General features: G+C 36.9%; 14 protein-coding genes. 4 read left to right on the plus strand and 10 right to left on the minus strand.

From position 1 onward, the window contains the following. Positions 1–61 precede the first annotated feature (61 nt). Positions 62–2,653: an FtsK/SpoIIIE family DNA translocase gene (locus EZ456_RS14545; RefSeq protein ID WP_131531278.1), complete on the minus strand. Its 2,592-nt coding sequence runs from the start codon at positions 2,651–2,653 to the stop codon at positions 62–64. Between the two features lie 971 nt (positions 2,654–3,624). After that, positions 3,625–3,861, minus strand: coding sequence for a hypothetical protein (locus tag EZ456_RS25340; protein ID WP_205945098.1), 237 nt, complete (start codon positions 3,859–3,861; stop codon positions 3,625–3,627). A gap of 338 nt (positions 3,862–4,199) precedes the next feature. On the opposite strand from EZ456_RS25340, the gene EZ456_RS14550 reads away from it, so the two are divergent. Next, the gene (locus tag EZ456_RS14550) at positions 4,200–4,856 is read left to right on the plus strand and encodes an ankyrin repeat domain-containing protein (protein WP_131531280.1); all 657 of its coding nucleotides are present in this window, start codon (positions 4,200–4,202) and stop codon (positions 4,854–4,856) included. Positions 4,857–4,913: 57 nt separating this feature from the next. Here EZ456_RS14550 and EZ456_RS14555 read toward each other — a convergent pair whose 3' ends face one another. From EZ456_RS14555 to pyrF, 7 genes are all read right to left on the minus strand, one after another. Beyond that, the gene (locus EZ456_RS14555; protein WP_047799560.1) at positions 4,914–5,132 is read right to left on the minus strand and encodes a PspC domain-containing protein; all 219 of its coding nucleotides are present in this window, start codon (positions 5,130–5,132) and stop codon (positions 4,914–4,916) included. A gap of 135 nt (positions 5,133–5,267) precedes the next feature. Next, positions 5,268–5,483: a hypothetical protein gene (locus EZ456_RS14560; protein WP_131531282.1), complete on the minus strand. Its 216-nt coding sequence runs from the start codon at positions 5,481–5,483 to the stop codon at positions 5,268–5,270. Positions 5,484–5,535: 52 nt separating this feature from the next. After that, positions 5,536–6,819 carry a DUF2851 family protein gene (locus tag EZ456_RS14565; RefSeq protein WP_131531284.1) on the minus strand — a complete coding sequence of 428 codons (1,284 nt, stop codon included), beginning with the start codon at positions 6,817–6,819 and terminating at the stop codon, positions 5,536–5,538. Between the two features lie 344 nt (positions 6,820–7,163). Beyond that, the gene (locus tag EZ456_RS14570; RefSeq protein WP_131531286.1) at positions 7,164–7,412 is read right to left on the minus strand and encodes a hypothetical protein; all 249 of its coding nucleotides are present in this window, start codon (positions 7,410–7,412) and stop codon (positions 7,164–7,166) included. A 32-nt stretch (positions 7,413–7,444) separates the two neighbouring features. Then, complete coding sequence (locus EZ456_RS14575) at positions 7,445–8,353, minus strand: DMT family transporter (protein WP_131531288.1); 909 nt, start codon at positions 8,351–8,353, stop codon at positions 7,445–7,447. Positions 8,354–8,401: 48 nt separating this feature from the next. Then, entirely contained in the window at positions 8,402–8,779 is a 378-nt protein-coding gene (locus EZ456_RS14580) for a GxxExxY protein (RefSeq protein ID WP_131531290.1), read from the minus strand. 65 nt (positions 8,780–8,844) lie between these two features. Then, complete coding sequence (pyrF, locus tag EZ456_RS14585; RefSeq protein ID WP_131531292.1) at positions 8,845–9,684, minus strand: orotidine-5'-phosphate decarboxylase; 840 nt, start codon at positions 9,682–9,684, stop codon at positions 8,845–8,847. Between the two features lie 425 nt (positions 9,685–10,109). Here pyrF and rho point away from each other — a divergent pair, with 425 nt between their 5' ends. After that, entirely contained in the window at positions 10,110–11,852 is a 1,743-nt protein-coding gene (gene rho, locus EZ456_RS14590) for a transcription termination factor Rho (RefSeq protein WP_131531294.1), read from the plus strand. An 89-nt stretch (positions 11,853–11,941) separates the two neighbouring features. After that, the gene (pssA, locus tag EZ456_RS14595; protein ID WP_131531296.1) at positions 11,942–12,637 is read left to right on the plus strand and encodes a CDP-diacylglycerol--serine O-phosphatidyltransferase; all 696 of its coding nucleotides are present in this window, start codon (positions 11,942–11,944) and stop codon (positions 12,635–12,637) included. Between the two features lie 330 nt (positions 12,638–12,967). On the opposite strand, the gene folK is transcribed toward pssA, so the two are convergent. Then, the gene (folK, locus tag EZ456_RS14600) at positions 12,968–13,474 is read right to left on the minus strand and encodes a 2-amino-4-hydroxy-6-hydroxymethyldihydropteridine diphosphokinase (RefSeq protein ID WP_131531298.1); all 507 of its coding nucleotides are present in this window, start codon (positions 13,472–13,474) and stop codon (positions 12,968–12,970) included. A 40-nt stretch (positions 13,475–13,514) separates the two neighbouring features. Between folK and sppA the strand changes: the two genes are divergently transcribed. Then, the gene (gene sppA / locus EZ456_RS14605) at positions 13,515–15,281 is read left to right on the plus strand and encodes a signal peptide peptidase SppA (protein WP_131531300.1); all 1,767 of its coding nucleotides are present in this window, start codon (positions 13,515–13,517) and stop codon (positions 15,279–15,281) included. Positions 15,282–15,443 lie beyond the last annotated feature (162 nt).

Here is a 15,443-nt window from a genome sequence, read left to right on the forward strand (position 1 = left end):
CTTTTCTTTTTTAAGTTTTTCCTTTGAAACGTTAGAGTAGATTTTTTGGTATTGGTTTAATCTAATCTTTGTTATTCATACTATTCAAGAACTGTTCCAAAGAATACTCGTCAGGGTATAAAACTTCGCGGGCCTTACTTCCTTCAAATGGACCAACAATTCCGGCAGCCTCTAGCTGATCGATAATTCTACCGGCCCTATTGTAGCCTAATTTTAGTTTACGCTGTATTAATGAGGTAGAACCCTGCTGATGCATCACAATCAGTCTGGCCGCATCTTCAAAGAACTTATCACGTTCGTTAGGATCAAAATCGGCCTTACTTCCCTCTCCTGCTTCATCTATATATTCTGGTAGTTGATAAGCCTCGGCATAACCACGTTGGTTACCAATATATTCAGAAATGCGATCTACCTCAGGTGTATCAACGAAAGCACACTGTAGCCTGATTAAGTCGCTCCCTGTAGATAAAAGCATATCACCACGACCAATTAACTGATCGGCGCCACCACTATCCAAAATGGTTCTCGAATCGATTTTCGATAACACCCTAAAGGCTAACCTGGCTGGGAAATTGGCTTTAATGGTACCTGTAATAATATTTACCGATGGACGCTGCGTAGCCAGAACAAGGTGAATACCGATTGCCCTGGCTAATTGAGCCAAACGTGCAATTGGCGCCTCCACCTCCTTACCTGCAGTCATCATTAAATCGGCAAACTCATCTACTACCAAAACAATGAAAGGTAAAAAGCGGTGACCGTTATTTGGATTAAGCTTGCGCTTCACAAACTTATCGTTGTATTCTTTTAAATTCCTAACCTGTGCATCTTTCAATAAATCGTAACGCTGATCCATTTCGATACAAAGTGAATTTAAAGTATTTACTACCTTTTTGGTATCGGTAATAATTGCATCGGCCTCTCCAGGCAGTTTAGCTAAAAAGTGTCTTTCAATTCTATTAAATAAAGTTAATTCTACTTTTTTCGGATCGACCAGTACAAATTTCAGTTGCGCAGGGTGTTTCTTAAACAACAGGGAAACCAGAATGGCGTTAATACCTACCGATTTACCCTGGCCAGTTGCTCCTGCTACCAATAAGTGGGGCATTTTAGCTAAATCGGCTATAAAAACCTCATTGCTAATGGTTTTACCTAATGCAATAGGCAAATCCATAGTGGTTTGGCTCCATTTTTCGGTATTTAGAATACTGCGCATGGGCACCATTTCTGGGTGTTGATTGGGTACCTCAATACCAATTGTACCTTTACCTGGCATTGGTGCGATAATACGGATACCTAAGGCTGCTAACGAAAGCGCAATATCATCTTCAAGATTCTTAATTTTCGAAATCCTTACCCCAGGGGCCGGAATAATTTCGTAAAGGGTAACCGTTGGGCCAATGGTTGCCTTAATCTTATCAATTTCAATATTGTAATGATTAAGGGTTTCGACAATTTTATTTTTATTGGCTTCTAATTCTTCAGCATTTACCGAAATTTTATTGGTACCGTAATTTTCGAGCAAATCAATTGTTGGATACTTATAACCAGATAAATCTAGTTTTTCATCATAATTACCAAACTGTTCAACCAGATCATCCGATTTTTTTTCTTCTTCAGTTTTTTCGATCGTAAAAGCAGGTTCCTTTTCAGCCTCAATTGGTGGCTCTACCGTTAATGGAAGCGTTGTTGCCGCAGCAGTAGCAAGAGGCAAATTAGTAGCCAACGGAGATAATACTACAGGTGCTACAGTTTCTTCCTCTTCTTTTTCTTCGAAACGGCTTGGCTGTAATACCACATTTTGTTGTTTACGTTCGTTACCTACTGGCTTATCACGTACCGGAAATTCAATGGGCGCTGAAGGTTCGTCGAAAGTATTGTTTTTTACTGATTGCGCTCTAATGTCGTTTACATAATCTGGGGTTTCGTTATCCAGGTAAACTTCTTTCTCTTTACGTTCAGGAAACTTAAAATCGATATTGTACGCGATGATTAATATGGTTAATCCGGCAAAAGCGATTAATCCGGCAACCCCGGCAGCGCCAATTTGGGCACCTAATAATTTATTACTCCAATACCCAAACTCACCTTCTAAATAATGTGGCGATTCCGACCAAAAACTATGTGTAAAACCTAAGGTTAAGGAAATAAACAATAAAAAGAAAAAGCTATAACCTAATGTTTTAGAGATAGAAAGGATTTTAACTTTAAACAACAAACGGTAACCGATAATAAAAAAGGCCAAAACAAACAAGAAAGATGCAATACCGAACCATTCGTAAATAAACTGGTGCGATAACAAGGCGCCAAACTTACCTAACCAGTTTTGAACTACAGGTATGGAAACGCCAGCTTCTTTTAGTTCTTCTGTAGTTTTAAAAAGATTGCCCCAACCACCATTTGCGTCGATTACATAACTCTGATCATCTTGCCATGTAAATAAATACGAAGTAAAAGCAATTAAAAAGTATAATGACAATATCACAAAAAACAGACCTACAATTTTAACTGCACGGCCATCTGCCAAATCGAAGCTTGGCAAAAAATCTCTTTTTTCTTTCGGCTGCCGACCTGATGATGATCTGCCGGGTGCACTTTCTGCACCTTTATCTCTGAATGTATTGGTTTTAAACTGGTTACCCCTTACCGACATTTTCTATCCTAAATAATTTAATATTGAACAAACTTAGATAAAACTGCGCAGCATTAACGAAAGCCTAACAAAAAAAATAATCACAAATTGTAAGCATTGCTATTAGGGCTTTTTATCATACCACTCGCTATTTTCAAGAAGAGCTAAATTTGCACCTCTATCTATTGGTTTTATAATCTGCCTTAAATTAAATAAAAATATTCATCAGGCATTAAACCTTAAACAGAAATTGTTGTCTATTATTTTAACAACACACAAGTTGTTACGTTTTGTCAAATGAAACGGATTTTGTTTTAGGTTTTATCCCGTTTTGCCTGGAGAGGTTAAACGGGATTTTTATTTAAAGACCTTCTAACTTCAGCTCTATTAATTTTTATTCATAGCAACCAATTTTTAGCCTCATTTTCCTGACGCGATCGTCCTGCTGAACTTGTTTTATTAGTAGTTTTTATAGCTTTAAAGGCCTAATAGCTACTTCGTGGTCAGCATCTTTCCTGCTAGATAGACCCTGAAATAAATTACCTTCGGTGAGCTCGCTTAAAGCTCGGTTTACTGCGTAGCTTTCCGCTGCGCTACAGGTCAGGGTGACGACAAAGAGTTAAAAATATCTACAGGAGATCTTTAAAGGTATATTATATATCGAACCCAGACCTAATAGGTGACTTAGGTGGTTCATCTTATTTTGAAAAGCAGGGTTCTGTGTACTTCGGTTGCGATAGTCCCGCTATCACTTCAAGTCCTTCCCGATGAATCGGGATACCTCGTTCCGGGCTTTTCGTTCTATCAGGTTTATTTAACTCAGGTCTGTAATACTTAGGCTTTAAGACTAACTGCGATTAAGAGACTGTATCATAAATTGTATTCGCTTTTAATTTGTCACGTCGAGCCTGTCGAAACGCCTGTAAGGCATTTAAAAACAGGTCCTTCGACAAGCTACCATTGACGTTATTTTAATTATTACTAATCAGCATCTAACTACTTTCGCATTTCCATCCAGCTAAGCCATAGCACGGTATCCACGTTCTACTTAAATCCGGCCTAACAAATTTTTCGGGCTGCACCGTTCTAGCCGCACAACTGCCTTCAAAAGAAAAATTTTCAGCCGGCATTTTTTGTTTCTTTTTGATGCCAAAAAGAAAGAGCCCTTCGGCGGCGGTGAGTCGAGGCAAGACCGCGCCGTAAGACAAAAGAAAACAATTGTATGTCATTCATATTGATTTTAAACAATTAATTAACCTCAGGATGACAATTCTACATTTGTGAGGCATCCCCCTGATTAACAGTAGGTTTTGCATTAGGGACTGTAAGGGTTCAGTACCGATCCTTCATCGATACCGGAGCGAAGCGCAGCCCTGCAAAGCCCGCCCCCTGCGTAGCTTGGGTAACGCCCTTATTAATTAATAGTGGCAATTTTTGGCTAACAACCCTTTTAAAGAACTCGCAAGCTCTGATTTTTGCTAATTTGCTTTACACTATATATATTTAGGCATTAAAGTTTACAATTCCTTAATTTTAGTTAATTTAAAGCGATTTTTGAAACAATATTATGGGCATAGCGCAACTCGAAGAACAAATTGAGGCTGGAAATTTACAAGCAGTAAAAGAAATTTTGGTTGAAAATCCAAAATTGGCAAATGTTGATACCTCCCACCACATTTCGCCGCTATTATTGGCTTGTTATTACAAAAAGCAAGAAATAGCCGACTTAATTGCTGAGTTTGTAGATAATTTAACCTTATTTGAAGCCTGTGCAGTTGGTAAATTCGACGCCGCTACCTTATTGATTTTTCAAAACCCGGAGAGTATAAACGAATTTTCTGAAGATGGCTTTACACCGCTTGGTTTAGCCTGCTATTTCGGACATGAAGACTTAGCCCGTTTTCTGGTTTTAAAAGGCGCGGAGGTTAATCTGGCATCAAAAAATGGCTTTAATGTATTTCCAATCCACTCGGCAGTTGCAGCCAATAATTTCAACATCACTAAAATGCTGTTAGATGCGGGCGCATATCCGAATGTTTGTCAGAAAGCAGGGTTAGCGCCTTTACATACTGCCGCACAATTAGGAAATATAGAATTGATTATTTTATTGTTAGAACACGGCGCAGAAGTTTCTCTGCGTATGGAAGGCGGAAAACTACCTGCAGATTTAGCCGCAGAAAAAGGCTTCAACGAAATTGCAGCGATTTTAAGAGACGACGATTAATTAGTCTGGAGTCAAGAGTCTGATTTAGCGACCATCATCCATACTACCGTTTACATTTTATTCCCATATCCTCGACCGCATTCTTTTCATGTACGTCCTGATATCGAGCACAACGGCTGCCAAAAAATAAAATAATATTGGAAAACCCACCGCTAAAAACGACGAATAAATAAAAAACAGACGGACTTTAGCTGTACTCATATTCAGCTTATTGGCCAAATAAGTAGAAACCCCAAAACTCTGCTGTTCGAAATAAGTTATAATTCTTTGGAACATTTTAAGCTTATTTTAAAAATCTTAATAACAATACCACAAGATAAGATCATTAGAAACCGAAATCATAATTTGATTTCCAAACTCTAATTTAGCAATAATAATCGGTTAAATTTTCAATAGCATATCCGATCTCTATTATTCCAAAACCAATTTTTCGAAATCCTGTTTATCTTCGTGTTTAATAAAAAGCGTTTGTTGTTCTTCCAGTCCTGAAAACTTTTTAATCAGTTCTGCCTTAAATTTATGGATATCGACATCTCCGTTTAAAATAACAGTTAAGGCATCGGCATTACCCCTAACCTCAATAATCTGATTAGGATATAGTTCTTTTAGTTCGTGTGGAAATTCCATAATATAAAAACAGATTTTAGGGTAGAAAGTTTTATTAGAAATCAGAATCTGGTTAGGCCTGCTTTAAAATTTTAATTCCAATACCACAAGATAGGCATTTTTTCTCATCACAATATTGCTTTTTTAGCTGCAAAATCCCCTGAGAGGCAAATGCGTTCGCTATCTTCACTCCCGCTTCTGTAAATTTATCGGTAATTGCATTTTGCTCAGCCGGCAAGCTTTCGAGCAACTTTATTGCACGATTGATATAAAACTGCGTAGCCGTGTGCTTGCCATAGGCAAATAAAAACAAGGCTACCGTATTTAACAGGACATTATCTACAGATGTTTTCCCGATCTGGATATTTACTGAGGAGGCTACTTTCTTAAAATGATAATGTGTTTTCCAGTAGTCATTTACCGGCAGGTTTTCAAATAAGTTACGCAGCTCAGCCACATTCTTTATTTCCATAATTTTAGAAAAAAGATGGTTAGCTTTTACAATTAGTGCTGCAAATTGCGCCAAACGAACCGTGGGAAAGTTCTGAGGGCGCATCCGCATAAATTTCCACATCGAAACTTCAACTGGTGTAATTTTATATTTCTTTTGGAGAAACTGAAATTCGGTTTTTAACTTTCGGGGATATTCTTCTTCAAAATGATCGTTCAAAAATCCTGCAGCACCAAAAACCAATGCTTCTATTTGATGCGGATTGTTTTTATGCTTGGCATAAATATTTTGTGGAACGGCCTTGGCAAACAGTTCGAAGGGCAGCGCGTTTACTTTGAAACCAAAATTACGCGCCATGAAACGGTAAAAAGTTTCATCCCAATTCCCATTCAGTTCGTTTAAGGTTTCGGTAACAGGAGCTGTTTTTTGCTCAAAACGTTCAATTAAGGTCCTTGATAAAAAAGAATTTACAATTATTTCATCTACCCTTCCTATTTGCGCAATGCAAGGAAAATCGGTTAAGGTGAGAAATAAATTTTCGTATTTTTTGATGAGATCGGCAGAAATCCTGTTTTTTAGCTTCAAGACAGGCAAAACGGAATTATTTATTCTTTTTATTTCCACATCATGCTCATAAACAACATGTAGGATCACATTTTCGTATGCTGTATTAATTTGATGATTATGCTTTAACCAATCGGAAGATTTGAGATGGATTTCCACATTGCCTGCCCATATGGTATCGCCAATTTCGATTTTTGCATTAAAAAAATCCGGACCAGCATTTTTATTAAGCAAACCTGGATTGATAATTTTCAAGCTTTCTCCAGTAGCAGTTTGCAGCCCGTTATAATCAAACGACCTGAACTGCCATACGTAATGAAGAAATTCTTCTGGAAAATTCATTCTTCAAGATAGTAAATTATTTTTAAAATCTGTAGTTTAAATCTTTCGCTTCTGTAGAATAATTATTAAACACGTATGTAATTAAATACCTATTCTTACTTTTTTCAAATACAAAATACCAGGTTGTATTTGGGTTCATATTGAAATGAATATAATGTTTCCCAAATTTTAGAAGTGAATTGGGAGAGGTATAATGTTTTTTGTTATGAATGGTTCTTTCAACATTATAAATTATTTTTGAAACATAGTTTAAGGCACTTTCTTTATGGGAAAAGTATCTCTCATGAAACAATTATCAATTAGTTGATTAAAATACAAGAGCACCGAAGGATGAAAATTTACAGCTATTTCCAAGGTAGTTTTTGTATGTTCTCATGGGCGGATTTCTCAAATTCTTCTGCAGAAATACTTTGAGCCCATTTTTCATCAAATGATACTTGATCTTTCTTTACATAAGCAACAGCAGCCTCTTCAACAACAAATTGCTTTTCTTCCTTTAAGGTATTGATCAGTTTTTGTTTTTCTTCCATTGTTAATGCCCTAACCAGTTCAGTTAATCTCTCAAAGCTTATTTTTCCTGATGAATCTTTCATAACTGTTATCTTAATATTTAAAGATAATAATTTTAGGTCACTTTAACTTCAGCCTTCTTTTTATAATTGGTAATAAAAACGCCTGCAATAATTAAAACGGTTGCAACAATCAAATCTAAACCAACCTCCTCGTTTAAAATCAACCAGCCTAAAAATATCGCAATAATGGTATTGAAATAGGTTAAGATGGAAACTTCAGAAGCTGAAACCTTTTTTAGTGCATAATGATAACAGAAATAGCCCAAAACGGAACCAAAAACTGCTAAATAAACCGTGGCTAATATACTTTCTGTCTTCCAGGAACTCACATCAGCTTCGCCAGAAAACACCTTAGCTAAGCCCAACTGAATAATAGCCGAAAATACAAATTGATAAAAGAGGTTTAAAAAGATGTACTGTGGTTTGCCACTGTGTTTTTTCGAATAGATGGTACCGATCGTCCAACCAGAAACGGCAATTATCAAAGATATAATGCCATTGCGGTAACCAGGCTCGAGCAAATCGTTCAAGCCATCCCTAAAAATAAACACAATCCCCAAAAAGCCAATAAATACACCAACAAAACCTTTTAAACTTGCTTTTTGAATCCCCAGAAACACACAGCCAATAAATACAAGTAATGGCGAGGTAGCATTAATTAAGGAGGCCAATCCACTTGGAATAGTTTTTTCGGCCACTGTCGTCATCCCATTGGCAATTACCACCATTAATATCGACAAAAGAATCTGCCGTTTAAAGCTAGACCACCCAATCCATTTTAATTCTTTCTGCTTAACTAAGAGGATCAATATAATTAAGGAGGCAACAGCCTGACGGATGGCTGTTACATACCAAGCCGGAATACTTTCTACGGCCACACGTATTCCTAAATATGTTGTGCCCCATATCAGTGCCACACCAAATAGGGCGAGTATGAGTTTAAGATCTATTTTTGATTTCATGATTGATATATGTTTAACCACAGATGACCACGGATAAACACAGATGTTTTAGAGATTATAGCCGTTGAGCATTCTTTTTATTTCAACTCTTGGCTTACCAAAATTTATGATTAAACCACAGCGTCTGTTACAAGCGATCAAATAGTTCATTAATTGTGCTTGATGGATATCGGTTATTGCTTTAGCCGTTTTTCGTTCAACAACAACTTCATTTTCAATAAATAAGTCGACAAAATAATCTCCTACAACTTGATCATCATAGAAAACCTGTAATGCGTGTTGTTTTGTGACGGTTAATCCAGCTTTTTTAATTTCAATGAATAATGCATTTTCATACACTTTTTCTAAAAAACCACTACCTAAAGTATTTGAAACTTTATATGCAGCTCCAATTATTTTTTCAGTGATTTCATTTAGATTATCCATGAAACCAATTTATAAAAAATATTTCGACACAAGTGTTGAAAAACCCAAATCTGTGGTTATCTTTTTTATCTGTGGTTAATTAATTCAGCAGCAATAAGAATCTGCTCCATTTCTTTTTGAAGTTTCAACGCTTCTTCCCTGGCCTTTTCTGCAAAGTCTTCTCCCTGGCTGGCATAGATAATTCCTCTTGAAGAATTAATCAGCAATCCGCACTGCGAATTTAAGCCATACTTACACACTTCGTTTAAATCTCCACCCTGTGCGCCAACACCTGGCACCAAAAGAAAGTGATCTGGCGCTAATTTACGTACATCGCCAAAAGCGGCGCCGCGGGTTGCACCTACCACATACATCATCTGCTCATCTGTAGCCCAGGTTTGCGATGTTTTAAGTACCTTTTCGAAAAGTTTATCTTCCCCAATTTCCTGCAATTGAAAATCAGCATGACCGGCATTCGAAGTTAAAGCCAATAGAATTACCCATTTATCTTTAAAAGTTAAAAAAGGAGTTACCGAATCACTTCCCATATAAGGCGCAACAGTAACCGAATCGAAACTCATCTCAGACGATGCAGCATTGAAAAAGGTTTCGGCATACATGGCAGAAGTATTGCCAATATCACCACGTTTGGCATCGGCAATAGAAAAAATATCCTGCGGAATATATTTCCAGGTTTCGATTAAGGTTTCCCAACCTTTTTTACCGTAACACTCATAAAAAGCAGTATTCGGTTTATAAGCTACACACAAATCTTTCGTGGCATCAATAATCTGTTTATTGAATTCCAGAATTGGATTTTCATACTTTAACAGGTGTTTTGGTATCTTATCTAACGAAGAATCTAATCCGACACATAAAAATGAACGTTTTTTTTGTATCTGCTCGAAAAGTTGTTGCTTAGTCATATATGGGCTTATTTGCTGCAAATATGAAGATTTTTAAGTTTTCTGAGCGACAAAATAATGCTCACATTAATTATTTTTATAAACATTTTAAACTTTTGCTTGCAGATTACGTTTCAAATACATACCATTGCAACATAATTTCTCAATCGTTTATCTGAATATCCCAGAAAAATTTATCAAGACTTGTTTTTTGTTACCATTTTTTAAAGGCCCATTTGGCTTTTTATTCAGCTTATAAACAATTATGAAACAATTTGAGCATTTTCCATAATGAACTCATTTAATGTTTTATAGCCTTAAGAATTTATACACAATGAAACTACAGGGCCTAGGTTAACACAAATATTTTTAAGCCTGTGTAGATTTATAACAGAAAACATCCGTTATAAACAAATGAAAAATTTCTTGAAACATATATATTTAGAATGTTTAGTAAAACAGAATTAAATGATAAGCTCACAACAGAATTACGTGAGCTAGCAAAAAGCTATGGCATTGAAGGTGCCGACTCCCTAAGAAAAATCGATCTTGTTGAAGTACTTTTACACCAACAAGAAATTATAAATGCCGCTAAAGCTGGTGCAGATCCTTATAGCGAAATCGAACCTATTGCAGCTACTCCTGCGCCTAAAACCAAAGCTGCAAAAGTACCAAAAGTTGCGGCCGCAGCTGCAGCCGCTGCTCCTACAGTGGTAGCCGATAAACCTGCTGCGACTACAGCCGACAAGCCTGTTAAAAAAAGAGCAAGGTTAACGAAAGATGAGCCTGCTGCGCCAATTGAAAGAAGAAGAGATTCCGTAACTTTATTTGACGAGCCTCAACATCAACAACAGCCAGAAAGGCAGCCAGACAGAATTATTGAATCTGAAGAAAGTGTAAAACCAATCTCAGCTTTAATAGAAGAAAGTGCAGAAGTACTTCCAGTTGCTCCGAAACAAAAACAAGAGCCTAAAGAAAAGCAGGAAAAACCGCAACGTGACGAAAACCGCCAGCAAAAACAACCGGGCGGTGGCAATCACCACAAAAACGAAAACAGTTACTCTAACTTGGATTTCGATAACGTAATTACCAATGAGGGTGTTTTAGAAATTATGCCTGATGGTTATGGTTTCTTGCGTTCTGCGGATTATAACTACTTAACTTCTCCTGATGATATTTATGTATCTCAGTCTCAAATAAAACTTTTTGGCTTAAAAACTGGTGATACTGTAAAAGGTAGCATCCGTCCGCCAAAAGAAGGTGAAAAATATTTCCCCCTGGTTCGCGTAGAAACTATTAATGGCCGAATCCCTGCTGAGGTTCGCGACCGTGTTCCTTTCGATTATTTAACGCCACTTTTCCCAACAGAAAAATTAAATTTATTTACGGATAACAGTAACTACTCTACCCGTATTATGGATTTATTTACGCCAATTGGTAAAGGACAACGTGGTTTAATTGTAGCTCAACCAAAAACAGGTAAAACCAATTTATTGAAAGAAGTTGCCAATGCGATTGCCAAAAACCACCCGGAAGTTTATTTAATTATTTTATTAATTGATGAGCGCCCGGAAGAGGTTACCGATATGGCACGTAGTGTAAGGGCTGAGGTAATTGCCTCTACTTTTGATGAGCCGGCTGAGCGCCATGTTAAAATTGCTAACATTGTTTTAGAAAAAGCAAAACGTTTGGTAGAAAGTGGCCATGATGTGGTAATCCTATTAGATTCGATTACACGTTTGGCCAGAGCATATAATACCACTGCACCGGCATCGGGTAAAATATTATCAGGTGGTGTTGATGCGAATGCCTTACACAAACCAAAACGTTTCTTCGGAGCGGCACGTAACATCGAAAATGGTGGTTCACTAACTATTCTAGCTACTGCTTTAACCGATACAGGTTCTAAAATGGATGAGGTGATCTTCGAAGAATTTAAAGGAACGGGTAACATGGAACTTCAGCTAGATCGTAAATTATCTAACAAACGTATTTTCCCTGCTATCGATATTACGGCATCAAGTACCCGCCGCGATGATTTATTACTAGATAGAGATATTCTGCAGCGTGTATGGATTTTACGTAATCACCTTGCTGATATGAATAGTCAAGAGGCGATGGAATTTGTTCAATCTCAAATAAAAGGAACAAAAAGTAACGAAGAGTTCTTAATTTCGATGAACAGCTAAGATAAAGCTTAAAGGTAAAAGGTGTAAGGTTAAAGGTTTCCTGTTCGGATGCTTAAACCTTACACCTTAAACCCTACACCTTAGACGCCATGCTAAAAAAAAACATCCCTAATGCGATTACCTGTGCAAACCTTTTTTCTGGTTGTATCGGAATCGTTTTTGCATTTAAAGGCAATCTAGAAACCGCAGCTTATTTCGTTATTCTATCTGGAATTTTCGATTTTTTTGATGGCATGGTTGCGCGTTTATTAAATGTAAAATCGGCTATTGGAAAAGATCTTGATTCTTTGGCTGATATGGTAAGTTTTGGGTTCTTACCAGGTGTAATCATGTTTCAACTTTTAAAGGCAAGCGATTATTCATCTGAGTACCTTCCCTATCTCGGATTTATCATTACTATTTTTTCTGCACTTAGATTGGCCAAATTTAACAACGATGCAAGGCAAACTGAAGATTTTATCGGTTTAAATACACCGATGAATACTTTGTTTATCTGTTCGTTGCCTTTTATTGCTGCTGATTATCCTCAGATCATTTCCTCTAGTATTTTATTGATTGCCATTATAGCAATTACAAGTTTCTTATTAGTGAGCGAAATAAAAATATTCTCCTTAAAATTCAGCGATTTAAGCTGGGCGAAAAATAAAATCAAGTTTATCTTCCTCATCCTATCAGCTATATTAATTGCTTTTCTAAAATTTGCGGCAATACCTTTTGTTTTGGTATTATATATTGCTTTATCGGTATTGCATTTTAGAGGGGCTACCGCGAATAATAAAATTTAATTATGTTTCGAGTGAACAGGAATGATATTTACTCAGTAGAAAATCCATAAAAAATATCATCAAAAGGAATCAGTTGTTCAGGAAATTGGAGTGTAGAGGACATTTACGTACCGTAGCGTCATTCCCAACTTGATTGGGAATCGTAATGCTTTGGCGAGATTTGCCCGGAGCTTTTAAGATTCCCACCTGCGTGGGAATGACGACCGCTCTTTGGAATCTGTCATTAATAGCCTAGTAGATGGATAATATAAAAATGTTTGATCATTTCCATAAGGCAAGAAAAATTAAAAGGGTGTTGGCCGGCAAGCATTCAGTCAAAATTTGATACCGTTAAAGCTTTTTAACCTCAAGCGGATCTTTAATATTTCTGCAAATATTGAGCATCGTTTCTCCCAGTACAGGATGTACCACCTCTGGCGCAATCTCTGCTAATGGTTCCATGACAAATTTCCTGCTTTGCATGTGTGGGTGCGGCACCTGAAGTTTGTCTGGAATATTGATGATTTGATCTCCAAAAAGGATAAGATCGATATCAATTAAGCGCGCTCCCCATTTATCTTTCCTCACCCTGCCCAACTCCTGTTCAATACTTAGTGCAAGATCTAAAACTGCTACAGCACTTAAATTAGTTTGTAAACCTACGGCCTGGTTCAAAAAAGCAGGCTGGTTAGTTTTACCCCATGCAGCGGTCTCATAAAGAGATGAGATGGCTATTACCTTACCAATTTTATCGTTCAATAGTTCGATGGCTTTTTTCAAATTCGCCTTCCTATCGCCCAAATTCCCACCCAGTAACAAATAAGCAGTGCTGTACTCTAAAGCTTTATTAAGCATCATGTATTTTTATATCTTTACAACACAAAATTAAAACATTTAAATGAGAGAATTCTTTAAGTATTTATTTGCCTCTATGTTGGGCTTTTTCTTATCGATGGTAATTATATTTATCATCTGCTTCTTAATTGTTGTAGGTGCAATATCATCCATTGATAGTGATAAAACAGTTGTTGTGTCTAACAATTCGGTACTGTTTCTAAATTTAGACCAAGCGATTACTGAACGTACACCCAGAAATCCATTTGGAAACCTACCTATTGTTGGTGGTGAAGAAAAAGATGGTATAGGCTTAAACGATTTTTTGAAAGCAATACAAAAAGCCAAAACAGATGATAATATTAAATGTATCTACCTGAATGTGAGCAGTCCGAATGCTGGTTTTGCAACTTTGCGCGAGGTTAGAAATGCACTGATAGATTTTAAAAAATCTCACAAAAAAATTATTGCCTACAGCGAAGTATACACGCAAGGTGCTTATTATTTAGCTTCTGTGGCCGATAAAGTATATTTAAATCCCGAAGGCGCTTTAGAATTTAAAGGTTTTAGCTCTGAATTAACTTTCTTTAAAGGAACGTTAGAAAAAGTTGGTGTAGAAATGCAGGTCATTCGCGTAGGAAACTACAAAAGTGCTGTTGAGCCTTTTATTTTAGATAAAATGAGTGATTATAACCGCAAACAGGTTACCGCTTATGTTGGCGGTTTATACAATACTTTCTTAACCGATATTGCACAAAGCAGAAATATTCAAAAAGACAGTCTTTATAACATTGCCGATAATTACAAAGTACAACAGCCACAAGATGCGGTAAACTTTAAAATGATCGATGCCTTAAAATATAAAGATCAGATTTTAGAAGAATTGAAAGGATTATCTGGAAGAACCAGAGGTGAAAATATCCGTTCGGTTACGATTAACGATTACGCCAAAAACAATACAGATACTGGCGAAGGAAAAGATAAAGTGGCAGTAATTTATGCCAATGGTGAAATTAATGGTGGCGAAGGTTCTGACAACCAGATTGGTTCGGAACGTATTTCGAGAGCAATCAGAAAAGCACGTTTGGACGACGATATTAAAGCGGTGGTTTTACGCGTAAACTCTCCGGGAGGTAGCGCATTGGCTTCGGACGTGATCTGGAGAGAAATTGTATTAACCAAAAAAGAAAAGCCGGTAATTGCATCCTTTGGCGATGTTGCGGCATCAGGCGGTTATTATATTGGTTGTGCTGCTGACAGTATTTTTGTTCAGCCGAATACCATTACGGGTTCTATCGGTGTATTCGGTATTATCCCGAACTTCCAAAATTTAATGACCAACAAACTGGGAATTACATTTGATGGCGTTAAAACTGGAAAGTATGCCGATATTATGGCTACTAATCGCCCTATGACTGCAGGTGAAAGATTCATCATTCAAAATGAATTAAACAGGATTTACAGCGGTTTTGTAAGTCGTGTAGCCGATGGCAGAAAGAAAAGCAAAGCTTACATCGATAGCATAGGCGGTGGCCACGTTTGGATTGGAACAGATGCCGTTCAAATTGGCTTGGCCGATAGAATCGGAAGTTTTAACGATGCAATTAAAGCGGCTGCTAAAAAAGCTAAATTAAAGAATTATAAGGTTGTAGAATATCCAGATGTAATTGACCCTTGGAAATCGTTAATGGATGAAGGTACAGATAGAATTAAAACCTATTACACCAAACAAGAACTTGGCGATAATTATATGCTTTACCAACAAATGAAAAAGGTAATTGCAAGCTCTGGCATTCAGGCCAGAATGCCATTTGAAGCAGTAATTAAATAATGTAAGATGGAAAATGGATGATGGAATAATAGGATTTATATAAAAGGATTGATGGTTCATAGTTAAATAGTTAATAGTCATGGAGGTTACCCTCATAAGCAATTAACCATGAACCATCAAACCATGATCCAAGTAACCATTCATCTTACCTCTTCTATTTCA

The sequence above is a fragment of the Pedobacter psychrodurus genome, from assembly GCF_004331735.1.
GTDB classification, from domain to species: domain Bacteria; phylum Bacteroidota; class Bacteroidia; order Sphingobacteriales; family Sphingobacteriaceae; genus Pedobacter; species Pedobacter psychrodurus.